We start from the raw sequence: 18185 nt of genomic DNA, 5'->3' as shown, positions 1-18185 counted from the left end.
GACCCGGCGCACGCACGCGGGTGGCGAGCGCCGTGGTCACCAGGAGCAGGAGAGCGCCGGGTCGCAGGCCAGGTCGGCGGCGAGCCGGGCCCGACGGGCGGCGATCGCCTCGCCGTACACGTCGAGCAGACCCGACACCGTACGGTCCCAGGAGAAGTGCCGGGCGTGCTGCGCGGCGCCCCGGGACAGGGTGGCCCGCAGGGCGCTGTCCGGCAGCAGGCGACTCAGCGCGCGGGCCCAGTCCACCGGGTCGTGCCCGTCGATCAGCACTCCGCTGACGTGGTCCCGTACGGCGGTCACCAGCCCGCCGACGGCGGCGGCCAGCACCGGCGTACCGCAGGCCTGGGCTTCCAGGGCGACGAGCCCGAAGGATTCGTTGTGCGACGGCACCGCGACCAGATCGGCGGCCCGGTACAGGGCCGGCAGGTCGTCGCCGGTGCGCGGCGGCAGGAAGACGACCCGGTCCGTGACGCCGAGCGTGGCCGCCAGCTCGATCAGGGCGGTCGGCCGGTCCAGGCCGCTGCCGCTGGGGCCACCGCAGATCACCACGGTCACCTCGTCGGCCAGGGCGGGGTCACGCTCGCGCAACGCGGCGACGGCGCGGATCAGCACGTCCGGTGCCTTGAGCGGCTGGATTCGACCGACGAAGGCCACCACGTACCCGTCGACCGGCAGCCCCAGGCGGCGGCGGGCGGCACGGGCGGCCAGGTGGCGGTCGCCCGGCGCGGGGCGGAACCGGCCCAGGTCGACGCCCGGTTGCACGACCGTGACGTGGGCGGGGTCGGCGTCGTACCGCTCGACCAGGTCGCGGGCCTCCACGCGGGTGTTGGCGACCAGTTGGTCCGCCTCGGCGACCACCTGCTCCTCGCCAATCACCCGGGCCTTCGGCTCCGGCCGGTCGTCGGCCGCGAGCTGGGCGTTCTTGACCTTCGCGAGGGTGTGCGCGGTGTGCACGAGCGGCACGCCCCAGCGTTCCTTGGCCAGCCAGCCGACCTGGCCGGAGAGCCAGTAGTGGGAGTGGATGAGGTCGTAGAACCCGGGCGGGCGGGACGCCTCGGCACGCAGCACCCCGGCGGTGAAGGCGCAGAGCTGGCCGGGCAGCTCCTCCTTGGTCAGCCCTTCGAGTGGGCCGGACATGATGTGCCTGACCTGCACGCCGGGGGCCATCTCGACCACCGGGGGAAGATCACCCGAGGTGGCCCGGGTGAAGATCTCCACCTCGACGTCGGCCTCGGCGAGCCGCCGGGCGACTTCCAGGATGTACACGTTCATCCCCCCGGCATCGCCCGTTCCGGGCTGGTGCAGGGGGGATGTGTGGACGGAGAGGGTGGCGATGCGGCGGGGCCGGGGCCACGGTCGGGCGCCTCTCTGACGACCGACACCGGTGTGCAGTTCCGCCACGTCCGCTCCTTCTGTCACGGTTAATGCCGTCACGCACGACCGGCGCTTCTCGGTCAACCTGTACGCCGGATGTCATCTTCCCCATCGGGCAACGGAAATGCCTCGGCGCGGCCGCCCGGCGTGACGGACCTCATCACCGACACCCGCCGGCACAGCCCGACGCCCGGTCGGGATCGGCGATGCGGCGCGGGTGACAATGACCCGATGACCTCTGTCGCCATCGTCACCGGAGCGTCCAGCGGGATCGGCGCGGCCACCGCCCGCAGGCTCGCCGCCGAGGGCTTCCACGTGCTCGCCGCCGCCCGCCGTGTCGACCGTCTCGCCGAGCTCGTCGCCGAGATCGGCGCCGCGGGCGGGCAGGCCACCGCGGTGGCCTGCGACGTCACCTCCGACGAGTCGGTGGCGGGGCTCGCCGAGGCCGCCGCGCGGGCACCTGGGCCGGTCACCCTGCTGGTCAACAACGCCGGCGGCGCGCGGGGTCTGGACCCGGTGGAGTCCGGCTCGCTCGACGACTGGCAGTGGATGTACGACGTGAACGTGCTCGGCACGCTGCGGGTCACCCAGGCGTTGCTGCCCGCGCTGGAAGCGTCCGGCTCGGGAACCATCGTGGTGGTCTCGTCCACGGCCGGGTTGACCGTCTACGAGGGCGGCGGCGGCTACACGGCGGCGAAGCACGCGCAGACGGCCATCGCGGGCACGCTCCGGCTGGAGCTGTGCGGCCGGCCGTTGCGGGTGATCGAGATCGACCCGGGGATGGTGCAGACCGAGGAGTTCGGGCTGGTCCGCTTCGGCGGGGACGCCGATCGGGCCGCCGCCGTCTACGCCGGGGTGCCCGGACCGCTGGTCGCCGAGGACGTGGCCGACTGCATCGCCTGGTGCGCCACCCGCCCCGAGCACGTGAACGTCGACCGGCTGGTGGTCCGGCCTCGCGCGCAGGCCGCGCAGCACAAGGTGCACCGGGTCTCCTGACGCCGGGACCGGACGCATGAGCGGGGTTCCACGACGCCGGCCCCTCGGGGTGGTCACCCGGGGCACGACCAACCCGAACCGGCTCCGCCGGGTGGACAACTGGATCGTGGCGACCTGCGCCGACCGGCTGCGGGACGCGGCCGATCCGCTGGTGGTGGACCTGGGCTACGGCGCGACGCCGGTCACCGCCGTGGAGCTGCGGGCCCGGCTGGCGGCGGGGGTCCGTCGGGACGTACGCCTGGTCGGGCTGGAGATCGACCCGGCGCGGGTGGCCGCCGCGACGCCGGCCGCCGACCCGCCGGGCCTGACCTTCGCCCGGGGTGGCTTCGAGCTGGCCGGGCTCCGGCCGGTGCTGGTCCGCGCGTTCAACGTCCTGCGACAGTACGACGAGAGCGACGTGCACGAGGCCTGGCGCACGATGACCGCGGCGCTCGCCCCGGGTGGGGTGCTCGTGGAGGGCACCTGTGACGAGCTGGGCCGGCTGGCGAGCTGGCTGCTCCTCGACGCGGGCGGCCCTCGGACGTTGACCCTGGCCGCGAAGCTCGCCACGCTGGGCAGCCCCGCCGAGCTGGCCGAGCGGCTACCCAAGGCGCTGATCCACCGCAACGTTCCGGGCGAGGCGATCCACGACCTGATCGGGGCGTTGGAGGACGCCTGGCGGACCGCCGCCCCCTACGCCACGTTCGGCCCCCGCCAACGCTGGGTGCGGGCGGTGTCCCAGGTCAAGGCTGAGGGCTGGCCCGTCCTGTCCACTCCGCAACGGTGGCGTCAGGGCGAGCTGACCCTCCCCTGGCCCCCGCAGGGTTAGAGGGTGCAGTTGATCAGGACTGGTTCGGGGTGCAGGGTCATGCCGAAGCGGTTGTGGACCTCGTCGCGGATGGTGTTGGCCAGCGTCAGCAGGTCGCCGGTGCTGGCCGTGCCGCTGCGGTTGGTGAGGGCGAGGGTGTGCTTGCCGGAGATGGCGACGCCACCCGGGCCGGGGTGCCCCTTGGTGAAGCCCGCCTTGTCGATCAGCCAGGCCGCGCTCACCTTGACCGAGCCGTCGCGTCCGGGCCAGGCCGGCGGCTCGCCCAGCTCGGCGGTGCGCTCGCGGAGCAGCTCGTACGTCGACTGGTCGAGGACCGGGTTGGTGAAGAAGGAGCCGACCGAGCGGGTGTCGGGATCGGTAGGGTCGAGCACCATGCCCTTACCGGCGCGCAGTCGCAGCACCGCCGCCCGGGCCTCGGCCAGCGGCACCTGGTCGCCCACCTCGACGCCGAGCGCCCGGGCCAGTTCGGCGTAGCGCACCGGGCCGGACAGCGGCGAGCGGGCGAGCCGGAAGTCGACCGAGAGGACGATCCAGCGGTCCTGGTACTTGAAGATGCTGCCCCGGTAGGCGAACCCGCACTCGGCGGCGGGAACGAGCTGGCGGGTGCCGTCGAGGCGGTCGTACACCTCGACGGCGGTGATCGTCTCGGCGACCTCCTGGCCGTACGCGCCGACGTTCTGGATCGGGGTGGCGCCGGTCGAGCCGGGGATGCCGGAGAGGCACTCCAGGCCCGCCCAGCCATTACGGACCGTGGCGGCGATGAGGTCGTCCCACGCCTCGCCGGCCTCGACACGGACGGTGACGGAATCGGCGTCCTCGGCGAGTACCCGCAGGCCGCCCGAGCGCACCAGCACGACCGTCCCGGGGAAGCCATCGTCGCTGATCACCACGTTGCTGCCGCCGGCCAGGACGAGGATCGGATCGTCCGTGGCCTGGACCACCTGGATGATCTCGTCGGCGCTGGTCGCGGTCACGATCCGCCCGGCGGGCCCGCCCATCCGTAGCGTGGTGTAGCCGGCCAGTGGACCCGGAATGGCACGATCGGCTTCGGTTGTCGGCTGGGCGTAGGCGTCTGACACGTCTTTCACCTTAGGCTGATGGGCAGCCGGGGCACCTACTGGTGGCCCGGCACCCCCGGGAGGATGGCGATGAGCAGAGTGCAGGGCAGCAAGGATTTCTGGATTGGGGCACTCCGGGCCGAGGGTCCGGCGTTCGCCGCGGCGGTTGCCGAGGCACCGCCGGAGACACCCGTGCTGTCCTGTCCCGGCTGGACGGTCAATGATCTCACTCTGCACCTCGCGGGCCTCTACCACTGGGTTTATTCGTTCGCCGGGTCGGGCAGCACCGAGGCGCCGCCCCGCCGGGACGCGTCCGAAGTGCCGTCCGGCGTCAGCGCCCTTCAGCTCTGGCAGCACGGGTACGACCAGTTGATGACCCTGTTCGACGGGCTCGACCCGGAGGCGCCGGCGTGGAACTGGGCCCCGCAGCCGAAGAAGGCCGGTTTCTGGCCCCGACGGATGGCGCACGAGACGGCGGTGCACCGCTGGGACGCCCAGCTCGCCATCGCGGCCGGTGAGCCGGTCGAGGCGAAGCTGGCCGCCGACGGGGTGAGCGAGGTGCTGGACACCTGGTTGCCGGCCGGCCGGCGGCAGGTGAAGGGCGACTGGCGCGGGGTGGTCCAGCTCGCGGCGACCGACGCGGATCAGGAGTGGTACCTGCGGCTGCGCGGCGAGGGGGTGGCGCTGCTCGACACGGCGACCATCTTCGACCACGACGACCACCACGCCCGCGCGCAGGTCAGCGGCACCGCGAGCGACCTGCTGCTGGCGCTCTGGGGCCGGGTCAGCTTCGAGACGCTCGACGTCACGGGCGACCGCGCGCTGCTGGAGGGTCTGCGTACCGGCTGATCCAGCGACAGCCCCGCGTGACGAGGGCGTCACCCCGACCGGGGTGACGCCCTCGACGCATAGGCGGGGACAGATTCGGGAGAGCGCTCTCTTGACACGGTGCGGTAGAGCAACCACCCTTGCGTGAGAGCGCTCTCTTGGTCTTCTACCACCACCTCATCACCCTGAGAGAGGTCCATACGATGGCTGTCCTTCCGCGCCGCCGCCTCGCCGCGGTGGCCCTCGCCGCAACAGCCGCCCTGCTCGTCACCGCCGGCTGCGGCGGCGGTGACGACGCTGAGGCGGACGGGCCGGTCACGCTGACCGTCGACGTCTTCGGCCAGTTCGGCTACGACCAGCTCTACCAGGAGTACATGGCCGCGCACCCCGACGTGAAGATCGTCGAGCGGGGCACCGGCAGCAACCTCGACGAGTACTCACCGAAGCTGACCCAGTGGCTCGCCGCCGGCCGGGGCGCCGGCGACATCGTGGCCATCGAAGAGGGTCTGCTCGTCGAGTACAAGGCGAATCCGAACAACTTCGTCAACCTGCTCGACCACGGCGCCGCCGATCTCAAGGGCAACTTCCTGGAGTGGAAGTGGAACGCCGGCCTGACCGCCGACGGCAAGCAGCTCATCGGCCTCGGCACCGACGTCGGCGGCATCGCCATGTGCTACCGCAAGGACCTCTTCGAGAAGGCCGGCCTGCCCACCGAGCGGGACGAGGTGTCGAAACTCTGGCCCACGTGGCAGGACTACATCGCCACCGGGGAGAAGTTCGTCGCGGCCAAGACCGGGGCGTCCTTCCTCGACGCGGCCACCAACACCTTCAACACGATCCTGTTGCAGACCGCCGGCAACAGCAGCGGCTACAGCTACTACGACACCAGCGGCACCGTCGTGGTCGACAGCAACCCGGCCGTACGGCAAGCCTGGGACACCACGATGGACATCATCGACTCGGGTCTCTCCGGCAAGTACGGCTCGTGGTCCGAGGAGTGGGTGTCCGCCTTCAAGCAGACGAAGTTCGCCACGATCGCCTGCCCGGCTTGGATGACCGGGGTCATCGAGGGCAACGCCGGCCCGGCCGCCAAGGGCAAGTGGGACATCGCCCGGGTGCCCGGCAACGGCGGCAACTGGGGTGGGTCGCACCTCGCCGTACCGAAGCAGAGCAAGCACCAGGCCGAGGCCATCGAGCTGGCCAAGTTCCTGACCAGCGCCAAGGGCCAGATCGGCGCGTTCAAGGCCAAGGGGCCGCTGCCGTCGTCGCCGCAGGCGCTCGACGACCCGGCGATCGCCCAGTCGACGAACGCGTACTTCTCCGACGCGCCCGTCGGGTCCATCTTCGGCACCGGCGCGAAGAGCCTGAAGCCGGTCTACATGGGTCCCAAGAACCAGGCCGTGCGTACCGAGGTGGAGAACGCCGTACGCACCGTGGAGCTGGGCCAGCGCAGCCCCGCGCAGGGCTGGACGGACGCGGTGACCAACGCGAAGAAGGCCGCCGCCAAGTAGCCCGAGCCAGCGTACGGGCGGGCGCCGGACCCCGGTTCCCGCCCGCACGACGGAAAGGAGTTTCCGGGCATGACCGTCCAGCTCGACGCCCGCCCACCGGTCGCACCCGCGGCCGGACCCCACCGCCGAACGTCGGGTCGGCTCAGCCACCTCGACACCCGCTACTCGCCGTACCTCTACATCGCCCCGTTCTTCCTGCTCTTCGCGGTGTTCGGGGTCTACCCGCTGGCGTACACCTTCTGGGTCTCGCTGCACGACTGGGACCTGCTCGGCACCGACCATCCGTTCGTGGGCGCGGAGAACTACACCCGGCTGCTCGCCGACGTGGACTTCTGGCACGCGCTGGTCAACACGCTCGGCATCTTCGTGATCTCGACCGTGCCGCAGTTGCTCGCCGCGCTCTGGTTGGCCAACCTGCTGAACCGGGGCCTGCGGGGGCGTACGGGCTGGCGGATGGCGGTGCTCGTCCCCAACGTGACCTCCACGGCCGCCGTGGCGATCGTCTTCGGGGTGCTCTTCGGCCGCGAGTTCGGCATGGTCAACTGGCTGCTCGACCTCATCGGGCTGGATCCGATCGGGTGGAAGTCAAACCGGATCGCCTCCTGGGTCGCGATCTCCGCCATGGTCGACTGGCGGTGGACCGGCTACAACGCGCTGATTCTCCTGGCCGCGATGCAGGCCATCCCCCGCGACCTCTACGAGGCGGCGGCGATCGACGGCGCGAGCCGGGCCCGACAGTTCTGGTCGGTCACCGTGCCGCTGCTCAAGCCGACGATCATCTTCTGCACCATCATCGCCACCATCGGCGGTCTTCAGCTCTTCACCGAGCCCCGGATGTTCCACTCGGGGACTAACCCGATCCGCGGCGGACCACTACGCGAGTCGCAGACCCTGACCATGTACATGTTCGAGAACGCCTTCGCGCCGCACTACAACTTCGGGTACGGATCGGCGGTGGCGTGGCTGCTCTTCGCGCTCATCGCCCTCGTCGCGGCCGTCAACGTGCTGGTCCTGCGCCGCCTCGGCGGCTCGTCCAGCGCGGGCAGAAGCAGCCCAGCCGGACCCGGCAGAGGCGGCTCAGCCGGACCCGGCAGGAAGGGAACCCGATGAGCCGGCTCTGGCGGGCCAGCCCGCTCACCTACTTCGCCCTGGTCGGCGCCGCCGTCCTGTCGATCTTCCCGATCTGGTGGATGTTCGTCGTCGCCAGCCGTACCAGCGACGCGATGGGCCAACTGCCGCCCCCGATCACGCCGGGCAACAACCTGGGCGCCAACATCGCCCGGCTGTTCGACAACACCGACGCGTACTTCCTGACCGGCCTGATCAACTCGGTGATCGTGGCGACCACGGTCACCGTCTCGGTGGTGTTCTTCTCCAGCCTGGCCGGGTTCGCCTTCGCGAAGCTGCGCTTCCGGGGCCGCAACGCGCTGCTGTTGGTGATCATCGCGACCATGATGGTGCCGACGCAGCTCGGCGTGATCCCGCTCTACCTGCTCATGACGAAGTTGCAGTGGAACGACCGGCTGCCCGCGGTGATCGTTCCCGTGCTGGTCACCGGGTTCGGGGTGTTCATGATGCGGCAGTACGCCGGCCAAGCCATCAGCGACGAGCTGATCGAGGCCGCCCGGATGGACGGCTGCGGCACCGCGCGCATCTGGTTCCACGTCGTGCTGCCGGCGTTGCGCCCGGCCGCCGCCGTGCTCGGGCTACTCACGTTCATGACCACCTGGAACGACTTCCTGTGGCCGTACGCTGTGTTGAACGACCCGGCCAATCCGACCGTTCAGCTCTCCCTGCGGGCGCTGTCCGACGGGTACTACCAGGACATGTCACAGGTGTTCACCGGCACGGCCATCGCGACGCTGCCCCTGTTGCTGGTCTTCGTGCTGTTCGGTCGCCAGATCATCGGCGGGATCATGGAAGGTGCGGTCAAGGCGTGAACGAGATCCGATTTCCCGAACACTTCCTCTGGGGAGCAGCCACCGCCGCGTACCAGATCGAGGGCGCGGCCCGCGACGACGGTCGCGGTCCGTCCATCTGGGACACCTTCTGTCGTACGACGGGAAAGGTCTACCAGGGCCACACCGGCGACGTCGCCTGCGACCACTACCACCGGTACGCCGACGACGTGGCGCTGATGGCCGAGCTGGGCCTGGCGGCGTACCGGTTCTCGGTCGCCTGGCCCCGGATCCAGCCCGACGGCAGCGGTCCCGTCAACCCGCGCGGACTGGACTTCTACGACCGCCTCACCGACACGCTGCTCGCCCGGGGCATCGACCCGATCGTCACCCTGTACCACTGGGACCTGCCGCAGAGCCTCGAGGACCGGGGCGGCTGGACCAACCGGGAGACCGCCGAGCACTTCGCCACCTATGCCACCGCCGTCCACGCCCGCCTCGGCGACCGGATCGACACCTGGACCACCCTCAACGAGCCGTGGTGCTCGGCCTACCTCGGGTACGGCAACGGCGTGCACGCCCCGGGTGAGCGGGACGGGGCGGCGGCCTTCACCGCCGTACACCATCTGCTCCTGGCGCACGGCCTGGCGGCGCGGGCGCTGCGCGCGGCCGGCGCGCGCAGCGTTGGCATCACCATCAACCCGGCAGATGTACGACCGGCCGACCCGCAGAGCGCCGCCGACGCCGCCGCCGTCCGTCTGGTCGACGGCCTGCACAACCGGATCTTCCTGGACCCGCTGCTGACCGGCGGCTACCCCGACGACGTACGCGAGCACGTGGCGCGCATCGTCGAACCGACGTTCATCCACGACGGCGACGAGAAGCTGATCGCCGCCCCGATCGACCTGCTCGGGCTCAACTACTACGCGCCCACCTACGTGGCGGGGCGCCCGGACGGCGACGGTAACGGCGCGTACCCGGGCACCGAGGGCGCCGTGCACTTCCTGCCGCCGAGCGGACCCCTCACCGACATGGGCTGGATGATCGAGCCGGCCGGGCTGACGAGGCTGCTGGAACGGATCGCCGCCGACTACCCGGGTGTGCCGCTGCTGATCACCGAGAACGGCGCGGCGTTCCCCGACAAGGCGGGCACCGAGTCGTCCGAAGGACTGGGGCAGGTGATCGACAACGACCGGATCGCCTACCTCGACGGGCACCTGCGGGCCGCCCACGAGGCGATCTCCCGGGGCGTTGATCTGCGCGGGTATCTCGTATGGTCATTGTTGGACAACTTCGAGTGGGCGGAGGGTTACCGCAAGCGGTTCGGGATCGTGCACGTCGACTACCTGACCCAGCGGCGCACACCGAAGGCCAGCGCCCGGTGGTACCAGGAGGTGATCTCCCGGAACGGGCTGTGACGAGCGGGGGACAGTCACGATGACGACGGCGCACCGGCCGACGTTGGAGGCGGTGGCGGCACGAGCCGGGGTGTCCAGGGCCACCGTCTCCCGGGTGGTCAACGGCTCCACCACCGTCGCCGAGCCGATCCGGGAGGCCGTCAAGCGGGCGGTCGCCGAGTTGGGGTACGTGCCCAACCTCGCCGCCCGCAGCCTCGTCACCCAGCGCACCGACTCGATCGCCCTGGTCATGCCGGAGGCGGCCACCCGGGTCTTCTCCGACGACCAGGTCTTCCCCGGCATCATCCGGGGCGTGAGTCAGGAGTTGGAGGCCGCCGACAAGCAGTTGGTGCTGATGCTGGCCGGCTCACCGGCCGGGCACCAGCGGGTCGAGCGGTACACGACCGGCCGCCACGTCGACGGGGTGCTCTTCGCCTCGCTGCACGGCGCCGACCCGCTGCCCGGCACGCTGGCCCGCCTCGGCATCCCGGTGGTGGTCAGCGGCCGGCCGCTCGGCGACGTACCCGTGCCGTACGTGGACGTGGACCACGTCGGCGGCGTCACCGCCGCCGTCCGGCACATGATCGACAGCGGTCGGCGGCGGATCGCCACCATCGCCGGCCCACCCGACATGGTCGCCGGTATCGAGCGGCTGAACGGCTACCGGGACGCCGTCGCCGCCGCCGGGCTACCCGAGCTGGTCGCCGTCGGCGACTTCACCCGGGAGTCCGGCGCGGCGGCGATGCACCAGCTCCTCGACGACCACCCCGACCTGGACGGGGTGTTCGCCGCCTCCGACCTGATGGCGCACGCCGCCCTGCGAACGCTGCGTGCGGCCGGCCGGCGCGTGCCCGAGGACGTGGCGGTGGTCGGCTTCGACGACATCGAGACCGCCGCGTACACCGAGCCGCCGCTGACCACCGTCCGCCAGCCGATCGTCGAACTCGGTCGACGCATGACCCGGCAACTGCTCCGACTAGCGGCCGGCGAGGCGATCGAACCGGCCGTCATGCTCGACACCGAGCTGGTCGTCCGCGCCTCGGCGTGACCGCCGCGCTCTCAAGATCCGCGTTTCAAGATCCGCGCAACTTCAGTGTTGTTGCTGCCTCCCAGCGCCGGGAGGCCACTACTTCCCTGAAGTTGTGACCTGTCACAACTCCTCCTCGAAGTCCGCCGCGACGACCACCTCTGCGCCGACCGCTCGCAGATCGGCGACCAGCCGTCGGACCGCGTCGAGCATCGTCTGGTCGTCGACCCCCGCGTCCCGGTGCACCTCGACGGTCACGGGCCAGGTCAGGAACGCCGGCGCTTGGGCGATCAGATCCGCCTCCGCGTTCCAGGGAATGGACTTGTTCTTCCGAACGTCGGCCCAGACCCCGTCCGTCACCCGCAACGACCGGTTGTCCCGCTGATAGCCCCGAGAGCCCGTCAATCGCGCTGCGGCCTCCTCGGCCGGCCCGATACCGTCCACGAAGAGCCGGCAGTCGTCGTACGCCTCGGTCATACCAGCCTCCAGGACGCCATTCGATCTCGCCGCGCTGCACCCTACCGATCCCGGGCACGGGGCAGGGGCCGGTTAATCCGTCGCTGCGGCGGGCGATCGTCGTTAGCCTCGCCGGCATGCCGGATCCTGTCGCGCTGCTGCACGTGCCCGCTCTCTCCGACGTCGCCGAGTACGCGTACGCGGCCACCGTCGAACCGCCCGCCCGCCTGGTGTTCACGGCCGGCGCGTGCCCGCTCGACACCGAGGGTCGTACCGTCGCGCCGGGCGACCACGCCGCGCAGGCCCGGCAGGTGATGACGAACCTGGAGACCTCCCTCGGCGCGGCCGGCGCGCGACTCACCGACGTCGTCAAGAACACCGTGTACGTGGCCTCGTCGCGACAGGCCGACCTGGTGACCGTCTGGGAGGTGGTCCGGGACTCCTTCGGCGACCACGATCCGCCCAGCACGCTGCTCGGTGTGGCCGTGCTCGGCTACACCGACCAGCTCGTCGAGGTCGAGGCCGTCGCCGCCGTACGGACGGGGGCCTGACATGCGCATCCGCCCAGCTCAGCCGGACGACGCCGCTGCCGTGGTGGCGCTCCGGGCGATCGTCCACCCGTACCTGGTGCGCGGCGTCGAGTCGACCCGCAAGATGATCGCCGAACCGCCGCCGGTCGAGGGCTGGATCGCGTTCGTGGCCGAGGTCGACGGCCAGGTGGTCGGCTGGACGTCCGCCGAGCCCAACACCTCGACCTCGGTGGAGGGCTTCGGCGACGTCAGCACGCTGCACGTACACCCGGAGCATCGTCGCAGGGGAATCGGGACCGCGCTGCTGACCGCCGCGACCGACCACCTCCGTCCTCTCGGGGTGCGCCGCGTCCGCGCCACGGCCACGCCGGACTCGCTGCCGTTCGCCCACCGGCACGGGTTCACGCCCAGCCGCGAGGTGCGCTACTCGGCGCTGGACCTGACCCCACCGCCCGCGCTGCCCGAGCCGCCTCCGGGCGTACGGCTACGTCCGATCGCCGAGATGGACCCGAACCTGCTCTACGAGGCCGACGTCGCCTCGGCCGTCGACGAACCCGGTGACGTGCCCGTCGACGCGGTCAGCTTCGAGAGCTGGCGGTACGACGTGTGGGACAACATCGGATTGGACAAGACGGCCAGCACCGCCGCCGAAGTCGACGGCGAGGTCGCCGCGTTCAGCCTGGTCAAGCGGGACGGTGAGCGGATGTGGTCGGACTACACCTGCTCCATCCCGGCGTACCGGGGTCGAGGGCTTGCCCGGCTGGCCAAGACGGCGGCGCTGCACCGGGCCGCGGAGGCCGGCGTACGGATCGCGTACACCTCGAACGACGAGTCGAACGCGCCGATGCTGGCGATCAACGCCCGGCTGGGCTACCGCCCGGTGGCGTCGCAGTGGACCTGCCTGGCCGACCTCACCTGACGCGACTCCGACTGGCTCGCGGTGATCACTTGATGGTGACCAGTTCCCAGAGGGGATTTCCAACTGGTCAGCATCAAGTGATCAAGGCATGAGGCTCACGCCGCCTCGAAGACGTCGCGGGCGGTCGCGTGGGTGTCCGCGCCGAAGAGCACCAGGCGGGCCTCCGTGACGGTGGCGGGCGTGGCCGAGCGGAGCACCGTCAGCGCCTGGCGGACCGCGTCGTCGACCGGCCAGCCGTAGATCCCGGCGGAGATCAGCGGGAACGCCACCGTGGACGCGCCCAGCTCGTCAGCCACCCGCAGGCTGTTGGCGTAGCAGTCGCGCAGCAGCCCCGACCGGTCCTCGGCGGCCGAGAAGACCGGGCCGACCGTGTGGATGACCCAGCGGGCCGGCAGGTTCCCGGCGGTGGTCGCCACCGCCTGCCCGGTGCGCAGCCCCTTGCCGTACTTGGACGCGCGCAGCGCCCGGCAGTCGGCCAGGATGGCGGGGCCGCCGCGTCGGTGGATCGCGCCGTCCACTCCACCGCCGCCGAGCAGGGACGAGTTCGCGGCGTTCACGATGGCGTCGACCCGCTGCTCGGTGATGTCGCCCTGGATCAGGGTGATCTCCACGTCAGTTCTCCTCGATCGACTGGCCCAACGAGCGGCGGGCCAGCAGGGTCGCGCCGGCGACGGCGGCCGGCATGACCAGCACCGCGCCGAGCGGGATGAGGAAGCACAGGAAGACCGCGACTCCGAAACCGAGCGCCGTGGGCCGGTCCGCCTTGAGGATCGTCCGGCGCTGCGGCAGCCGCATGCCGCGTCGGTAGAACGGCGCTCCGACCAGCTCGACCGCGAGGAACCAGCCACCCACGGCCGCCCCGATCACCGGCACGACCGTCTGGCCCACCACCGGGATGAAGCCGGCGAGGAAGAGCGGGATGCCGACGAGGGCGGTGAGGGCCACCAGGCGTACGGAGTCGGCGGTGCTGCGGCGCAGCGACGACCAGAACGGCACGTCCACGGCGTCCGAGGTGCCGCCGAGGCGCTCCTCCACCTTCTCGGAGATCTTCTCGTAGAACGGGTCGCCGATGACCAGGGTGACCGCCGTGAAGCTGATCACCGCGAGCAGACCGCCGATCCCCAGGAAGGCCAGGCCGGCGATCACCCGGACCAGGCTGCGGCCGGTGCTCGACCAGTCGTCGGCGAACGGGGTGACCAGGGCGGCGAGGTCGTCCACGAAGTAGACGAGGGTGGCGTACGCGGCCACGAAGAGCACGCCGGAGATCAGCGCCGGCACGATACCGAGCAGCATGAGCTTCGGGCTGCGCACGTAGAGGCCCAGTCCGCGCAGGAGCAGCCGCACCCCGAGGAGGAAGCGTCCGACGGCCCCGGTGACCGGGCTGGCGATTCTGCTGGCGTCCACGATCGAGCAGCCTAACGACCGGTGATCGAATCCGCCGGACGGCGAGCGGCAGGAGGCAGGATGGGCGGGTGCGCGCCTCCCGACTGATCTCGTTGCTGCTGTTGTTGCAGGCGCGCGGTTCGATGACGGCCGGCGAGCTGGCACACGAGCTGGAGGTCTCCGAGCGGACCGTCTACCGGGACGTGTTGGCGCTGTCCGCCGCCGGTGTTCCGGTCTACGCGGACCGGGGCCGGGCCGGCGGGTACCGGCTGCTCGGTGGCTACCGGACCCGGCTGACCGGGCTGAACCGTGACGAGGCGGAGGCGCTGTTCCTGGCCGGTCTGCCCGGACCGGCCGGCGACATGGGTCTGGCCGACGCGGTCGCCGCCGCCGAGTTGAAGGTGCTCGCCGCACTGCCACCGGCCCTGCGCGACGCGCCCGTACGCACAGGTCAGCGGTTCCACCTGGACGTTCCGGGTTGGTTCCAGGAGACGCCGCCACCGCCCTGGCTCACCGAGCTGGCACGGGCTGTCTGGGGCGATCGGTTGGTACGGCTGCGCTACCGGCGGGGCGGCGACGAGGTGACCCGGCACCTTCAGCCGTACGGGCTCGTGCTCAAGAACGCGACCTGGTATCTGGTCGGTCGGGTCGGCGACGACATGCGCACCTACCGGGTGGACCGGGTGACCGGCGTCGAGGTGGACGACGAGCGGTTCGCGCGCAACGAGGGCTTCGACCTGGCCGGGCACTGGCGGGAGCAGGCCGGGTCGTTCCTGCGGACCATACTGCGGGCCGAGGTCACCGTCCGGCTGAGCCCCGCCGGCCTGCGCCAGCTCCGGCACGTGGTCGACGCCCCCGAGGTGTACGACGAGGTCGTCACCACCATCAGCGAACCGGACGGGCAGGGCTGGGTGGTGGCGCGGCTGCCGGTGGAGACGGTCGACGTCGCGTACGCCCAGTTGCTGGCGCTGGGCCCGGAGGTCGAGGCGCTCGACCCGCCGGAGCTGCGCGGACGCATGGCGGACGCGGCACGCCGGGCCGCCGCACGCTACGACGGCCCGGCGGTGGCCGACGGCGTCAGCGGTACCCGGTGACGTCGGCCGGCTTGCCCGCGCCGACCACCTCGACGATGTACCGGATGGCCTCCGGCTGGCTGCCGTCGACGTCGGTGAAGCCGTACACCTTGGACAGCATGCCCGCGTCGACGGACTGGCCGCTCCAGCGGGCCTTGTCCTCGTCGGCGGCGAGCGCGGCCACCGCGCGGCCCACGAAGGCGGGCGTCTCGGAGATGAGGAAGTGCGGGTCGGTGGCGGCGCCGTCGCGCCAGGTCTCCTCGGTGACCCCGAAGTGCTCCAGCATCGCCTCGGAGCGGATCCAGCCGGGGGTGAGCGCGACGGCCGTGCCGCCGTGCGGTTTCAGCTCGTGCGCCTGACTGAAGGCGAGCCGGTTGACCGAGGTCTTGGCCAGGTCGTAGAAGACCGAGAGGCGGTAGTTCCCGTCGTTGTACGCCTTGGTGCCGTCACCGATCTCGACGACCAGGCCACCGGGCTTACGGATCAGCAGCGGCAGAGCGAAGTGGCTGGTGATGATGTGCGTGTCGATGGCCAGCCGCAGGGTGCGGAACCCCTTGTCGAGAGGCTGCTCCCAGACCGGCTTGTCCCAGGTGACCAGCGGGTCGCCGCCCCAGATGTCGTTGACCAGCACGTCGAGGCCGCCCTGCTCGGCGTCGATCCGGGCGACCAGGTCGCGGACCTGCTCCGGCACCAGATGGTCGACCTGCACGGCGATGCCGGTGCCGCCGGCCGTGGTGACCAGTTCGGCGGTCTCCTCGATGGTCTCCGGCCGGTCCATCTCCGAACGGCCGGCGCGGCTGCTGCGACCGGTGGCGTACACGGTGGCGCCGGCGGCGCCCAACTGGACCGCGATCTGTCGTCCGGCGCCCCGCGTGGCACCGGCGACGAGCGCGATCTTTCCTGCGAGCGGTGGTGTCATGCCTGCGAGGCTGCCAGCGATACCTGACAGCCGCCGTCCGGATTCGTCAATCCACCAGCCGGACGCGGACCCTCCGGTTGGCCCGACCCTTGCTCTCCACCTTGACCACCTGCACCTTGCCGATCTGGGCGGTGGACGCGACGTGGGTGCCGCCGTCCGCCTGGACGTCCAGACCGACGATGTCGACGATCCGCACCTCCTGCTCGTCCGGCGGGATGAGGTTGGACTGGGTACGGATGATGTCCGGCAGAGCCAACGCCTCGGTACGCGGCAGCACCCGGGTAGCGACCGAGCGGTCGGCAGCCACCTCGGCGTTGACCAGCTCCTCGATGCGGCTCTTGAAGTCCGGCGGCACCTCGGGGAGGTTGAAGTCCATCCGAGCCTCGCCCGGTTCCATCGAGTTGCCGGTGACCAGCGCACCGAAGTCGCGGAACACCACCCCGCAGAGCACGTGCAACCCCGAATGGGTACGCATCAGACGGGTCCGGCGCTCGTCCTCCACCGCGCCGACGACCTCGGTGCCGACCGGCGGCAACGGGTCACCCTCGGCGGGGACCAGGTACGGGTCGTCGCCCTTTCGCGTGCCGACGATCCGGGTCTGCACGCCCTGCCAGAGCAGCACGCCGTGATCCGGCGGTTGGCCACCACCACCCGGGTAGAACGCCGAACGGTCGAGCACGATGCCCTGCTCCGGGTCGGCGTGCAGAACCGTGCAGGTCCACTCGCGCAGGGTCGGGTCGGCGAGATCCAGCCGTTGCGTCCGGCCGTGCTGTGTGACGCCCATGACAGGGCACGTTACCCGTTGAGGAAGCCGGAGATGCGCCCCCGCAGGTCGGCGCGTTCCGACCAGAGGAACCCGGGACGGTCGTACACGTGCAGGGTGGCCCGGGGCAACGCGGCCGCGAGTTGCTCGGCGACCTCGACCGGGTGCAGGTCGTCGCCCGCGCACCCGATCACCAGGGCCGGCGCGGTGACCGCCGACAGCACACCGGCGTCGTCCAGCGGCACCTGCCCCGCCAGGGTGGCCAGGCCCTCGTTCAGGCCGTCGCGGAGCAACTGGTCCAGCCGCTGCCGCAGGTACGCCCAGCCGGCCGGCGTGTTGCGCACCGCCGCCGGCAGCTCCAGCGAGACGACGTCCGCGACGGCCCCCGCGTCACCGCTGGCCACGGCATCCACCAGGGCGCCGACGCGGTCCCAGGCGGCCGGACCACGCGGCTGGTCGAGCGCCGCCGGTAGGAAGAACACCAGCTTCTCGAAGCGCTCCGGACTCTCAGCGAGCAGGCGGCAGAGCGCCCCCGCGCCGAGGCTCGCCCCGAACGCCCGGCTGGCGCCGCCGAGATCCGCGATCGCCCGCAGGTCACGGGCGAGGTCGAGGTAGGTCCACGAGCCGGGCGGCGCTTCCGAACGACCGTGCCCCCGGAACTGGAAGAACAGCCGCCGACCGGCCACCCCACTGCCGAAGGGTCGCGTGGTGGCGATCCCGTTGCCCAGCCCGTGCGCGAAGACGGTGACCGGGTCACCGACGCCGGTGACCAGGCGTTCCAACTGCACGCCGTGCGGCGTGTCGACGAGCTCGGTCTCCGGATCGGGGATCGCCGGACGGCCGGTGCGCGGCCCGCCCGGGCCCGGACCGAAGGTGCGGGGGCCGCTGTCCGGTGGAGGAGGCCAGCGGAAACCCCTCACCAGAACCCTTTGCCGTTGCCGTCACTCAGGTCGCGGAGACCGACCCGCACGTCGAGCAGGTAGATGAGCGCGGCGGCGATGCCGATCAGTCCGAAGAGGCTGATCGGACCGCGGCTGAGCAGGATCAGGACGAGGCAGACCGCGAGGATCGCGATCCAGCCGCCCTTGGGCAGCGTCCCGATGGCGGCGAAGGCGTCGGACCGCTGCGTGATGGCATGCACCAGCGCGACACCCTGAATGATCAACGCGAAGACGAGCAGAATCAGCTCGATCACGTAACGGACTTCGAACGCGAAGATCGGCGCGGCGGTGGCCATGCCGGCAA

At 71.4% G+C, this 18185-nt stretch carries 20 protein-coding genes; 11 read left to right on the top strand and 9 right to left on the bottom strand.

The genetic code is table 11. The features are described 5' to 3' along the window. Positions 1 to 36 precede the first annotated feature (36 nt). On the bottom strand, positions 37 to 1401 hold the full coding sequence (gene mshA, locus ACLQ25_RS10350; RefSeq protein WP_425730677.1) for a D-inositol-3-phosphate glycosyltransferase: 1365 nt from the start codon (positions 1399 to 1401) through the stop codon (positions 37 to 39). A 204-nt stretch (positions 1402 to 1605) separates the two neighbouring features. On the opposite strand from mshA, the gene ACLQ25_RS10345 reads away from it, so the two are divergent. After that, entirely contained in the window at positions 1606 to 2370 is a 765-nt protein-coding gene (locus ACLQ25_RS10345; RefSeq protein WP_425730676.1) for an SDR family NAD(P)-dependent oxidoreductase, read from the top strand. A 16-nt stretch (positions 2371 to 2386) separates the two neighbouring features. Further along, the gene (locus ACLQ25_RS10340) at positions 2387 to 3178 is read left to right on the top strand and encodes a class I SAM-dependent methyltransferase (protein ID WP_425730675.1); all 792 of its coding nucleotides are present in this window, start codon (positions 2387 to 2389) and stop codon (positions 3176 to 3178) included. Here ACLQ25_RS10340 and ACLQ25_RS10335 read toward each other — a convergent pair. Next, positions 3175 to 4257 (bottom strand): UDP-N-acetylmuramate dehydrogenase, encoded by a 1083-nt coding sequence (locus ACLQ25_RS10335; RefSeq protein ID WP_425730674.1) that lies wholly within the window; start codon positions 4255 to 4257, stop codon positions 3175 to 3177. The genes ACLQ25_RS10340 and ACLQ25_RS10335 overlap by 4 nt on opposite strands. 69 nt (positions 4258 to 4326) lie before the next feature. On the opposite strand from ACLQ25_RS10335, the gene ACLQ25_RS10330 reads away from it, so the two are divergent. The 6 genes from ACLQ25_RS10330 (at position 4327) to ACLQ25_RS10305 (ending at position 10918) form a co-directional block, all read left to right on the top strand. Further along, on the top strand, positions 4327 to 5085 hold the full coding sequence (locus ACLQ25_RS10330) for a maleylpyruvate isomerase family mycothiol-dependent enzyme (protein WP_357129102.1): 759 nt from the start codon (positions 4327 to 4329) through the stop codon (positions 5083 to 5085). A 182-nt stretch (positions 5086 to 5267) separates the two neighbouring features. Next, positions 5268 to 6575, top strand: coding sequence for an ABC transporter substrate-binding protein (locus tag ACLQ25_RS10325; protein WP_425730673.1), 1308 nt, complete (start codon positions 5268 to 5270; stop codon positions 6573 to 6575). A gap of 69 nt (positions 6576 to 6644) precedes the next feature. After that, the gene (locus tag ACLQ25_RS10320) at positions 6645 to 7685 is read left to right on the top strand and encodes a carbohydrate ABC transporter permease (protein ID WP_425730672.1); all 1041 of its coding nucleotides are present in this window, start codon (positions 6645 to 6647) and stop codon (positions 7683 to 7685) included. Continuing rightward, entirely contained in the window at positions 7682 to 8515 is an 834-nt protein-coding gene (locus tag ACLQ25_RS10315; protein WP_425730671.1) for a carbohydrate ABC transporter permease, read from the top strand. Before ACLQ25_RS10320 ends, ACLQ25_RS10315 begins: the two co-directional genes overlap by 4 nt. Beyond that, positions 8512 to 9891, top strand: a complete 1380-nt coding sequence (locus tag ACLQ25_RS10310) for a GH1 family beta-glucosidase (protein WP_425730670.1) — start codon at positions 8512 to 8514, stop codon at positions 9889 to 9891. The genes ACLQ25_RS10315 and ACLQ25_RS10310 overlap by 4 nt, the downstream gene beginning before the upstream one ends. Before the next feature lie 19 nt (positions 9892 to 9910). Beyond that, entirely contained in the window at positions 9911 to 10918 is a 1008-nt protein-coding gene (locus ACLQ25_RS10305; RefSeq protein ID WP_425730669.1) for a LacI family DNA-binding transcriptional regulator, read from the top strand. Positions 10919 to 11020: 102 nt separating this feature from the next. Here the strand turns inward: ACLQ25_RS10305 and ACLQ25_RS10300 are convergent, their stop codons facing one another. Beyond that, positions 11021 to 11374, bottom strand: a complete 354-nt coding sequence (locus ACLQ25_RS10300) for a hypothetical protein (protein WP_425730668.1) — start codon at positions 11372 to 11374, stop codon at positions 11021 to 11023. A gap of 116 nt (positions 11375 to 11490) precedes the next feature. On the opposite strand from ACLQ25_RS10300, the gene ACLQ25_RS10295 reads away from it, so the two are divergent. Next, positions 11491 to 11904 carry a RidA family protein gene (locus ACLQ25_RS10295; RefSeq protein WP_425730667.1) on the top strand — a complete coding sequence of 138 codons (414 nt, stop codon included), beginning with the start codon at positions 11491 to 11493 and terminating at the stop codon, positions 11902 to 11904. Position 11905: 1 nt separating this feature from the next. After that, the gene (locus ACLQ25_RS10290) at positions 11906 to 12802 is read left to right on the top strand and encodes a GNAT family N-acetyltransferase (RefSeq protein ID WP_425730666.1); all 897 of its coding nucleotides are present in this window, start codon (positions 11906 to 11908) and stop codon (positions 12800 to 12802) included. A gap of 95 nt (positions 12803 to 12897) precedes the next feature. On the opposite strand, the gene ACLQ25_RS10285 is transcribed toward ACLQ25_RS10290, so the two are convergent. Together ACLQ25_RS10285 and ACLQ25_RS10280 are read right to left on the bottom strand one after the other, a co-directional pair. Continuing rightward, positions 12898 to 13413, bottom strand: coding sequence for an O-acetyl-ADP-ribose deacetylase (locus tag ACLQ25_RS10285; RefSeq protein WP_425730665.1), 516 nt, complete (start codon positions 13411 to 13413; stop codon positions 12898 to 12900). Between the two features lies 1 nt (position 13414). Next, on the bottom strand, positions 13415 to 14206 hold the full coding sequence (locus ACLQ25_RS10280; protein ID WP_425730664.1) for an EI24 domain-containing protein: 792 nt from the start codon (positions 14204 to 14206) through the stop codon (positions 13415 to 13417). Positions 14207 to 14274: 68 nt separating this feature from the next. Between ACLQ25_RS10280 and ACLQ25_RS10275 the strand changes: the two genes are divergently transcribed. Next, positions 14275 to 15279: a helix-turn-helix transcriptional regulator gene (locus tag ACLQ25_RS10275; RefSeq protein WP_425730663.1), complete on the top strand. Its 1005-nt coding sequence runs from the start codon at positions 14275 to 14277 to the stop codon at positions 15277 to 15279. Here ACLQ25_RS10275 and ACLQ25_RS10270 read toward each other — a convergent pair. The 4 genes from ACLQ25_RS10270 to ACLQ25_RS10255 are packed head-to-tail and all read right to left on the bottom strand — an operon-like array spanning position 15263 to position 18177. Then, the gene (locus tag ACLQ25_RS10270; protein WP_425730662.1) at positions 15263 to 16177 is read right to left on the bottom strand and encodes an SDR family oxidoreductase; all 915 of its coding nucleotides are present in this window, start codon (positions 16175 to 16177) and stop codon (positions 15263 to 15265) included. The genes ACLQ25_RS10275 and ACLQ25_RS10270 overlap by 17 nt on opposite strands. 46 nt (positions 16178 to 16223) lie before the next feature. Beyond that, positions 16224 to 16961, bottom strand: coding sequence for an alanyl-tRNA editing protein (locus tag ACLQ25_RS10265; protein ID WP_425730661.1), 738 nt, complete (start codon positions 16959 to 16961; stop codon positions 16224 to 16226). Between the two features lie 11 nt (positions 16962 to 16972). Next, positions 16973 to 17860, bottom strand: a complete 888-nt coding sequence (locus ACLQ25_RS10260; RefSeq protein WP_425730660.1) for an alpha/beta fold hydrolase — start codon at positions 17858 to 17860, stop codon at positions 16973 to 16975. Continuing rightward, positions 17857 to 18177 carry a DUF2516 family protein gene (locus ACLQ25_RS10255; protein WP_355050857.1) on the bottom strand — a complete coding sequence of 107 codons (321 nt, stop codon included), beginning with the start codon at positions 18175 to 18177 and terminating at the stop codon, positions 17857 to 17859. The genes ACLQ25_RS10260 and ACLQ25_RS10255 overlap by 4 nt, the downstream gene beginning before the upstream one ends. Positions 18178 to 18185: the final 8 nt, after the last annotated feature.

Origin of the sequence: Micromonospora sp. DT44 (assembly GCF_049841635.1) — a bacterium.
In the GTDB taxonomy this organism is placed as follows: Bacteria; Actinomycetota; Actinomycetes; order Mycobacteriales; family Micromonosporaceae; genus Micromonospora.
Note: the sequence above shows the minus strand (reverse complement) of the source record. Positions and strands in the feature narration are given on the sequence as shown.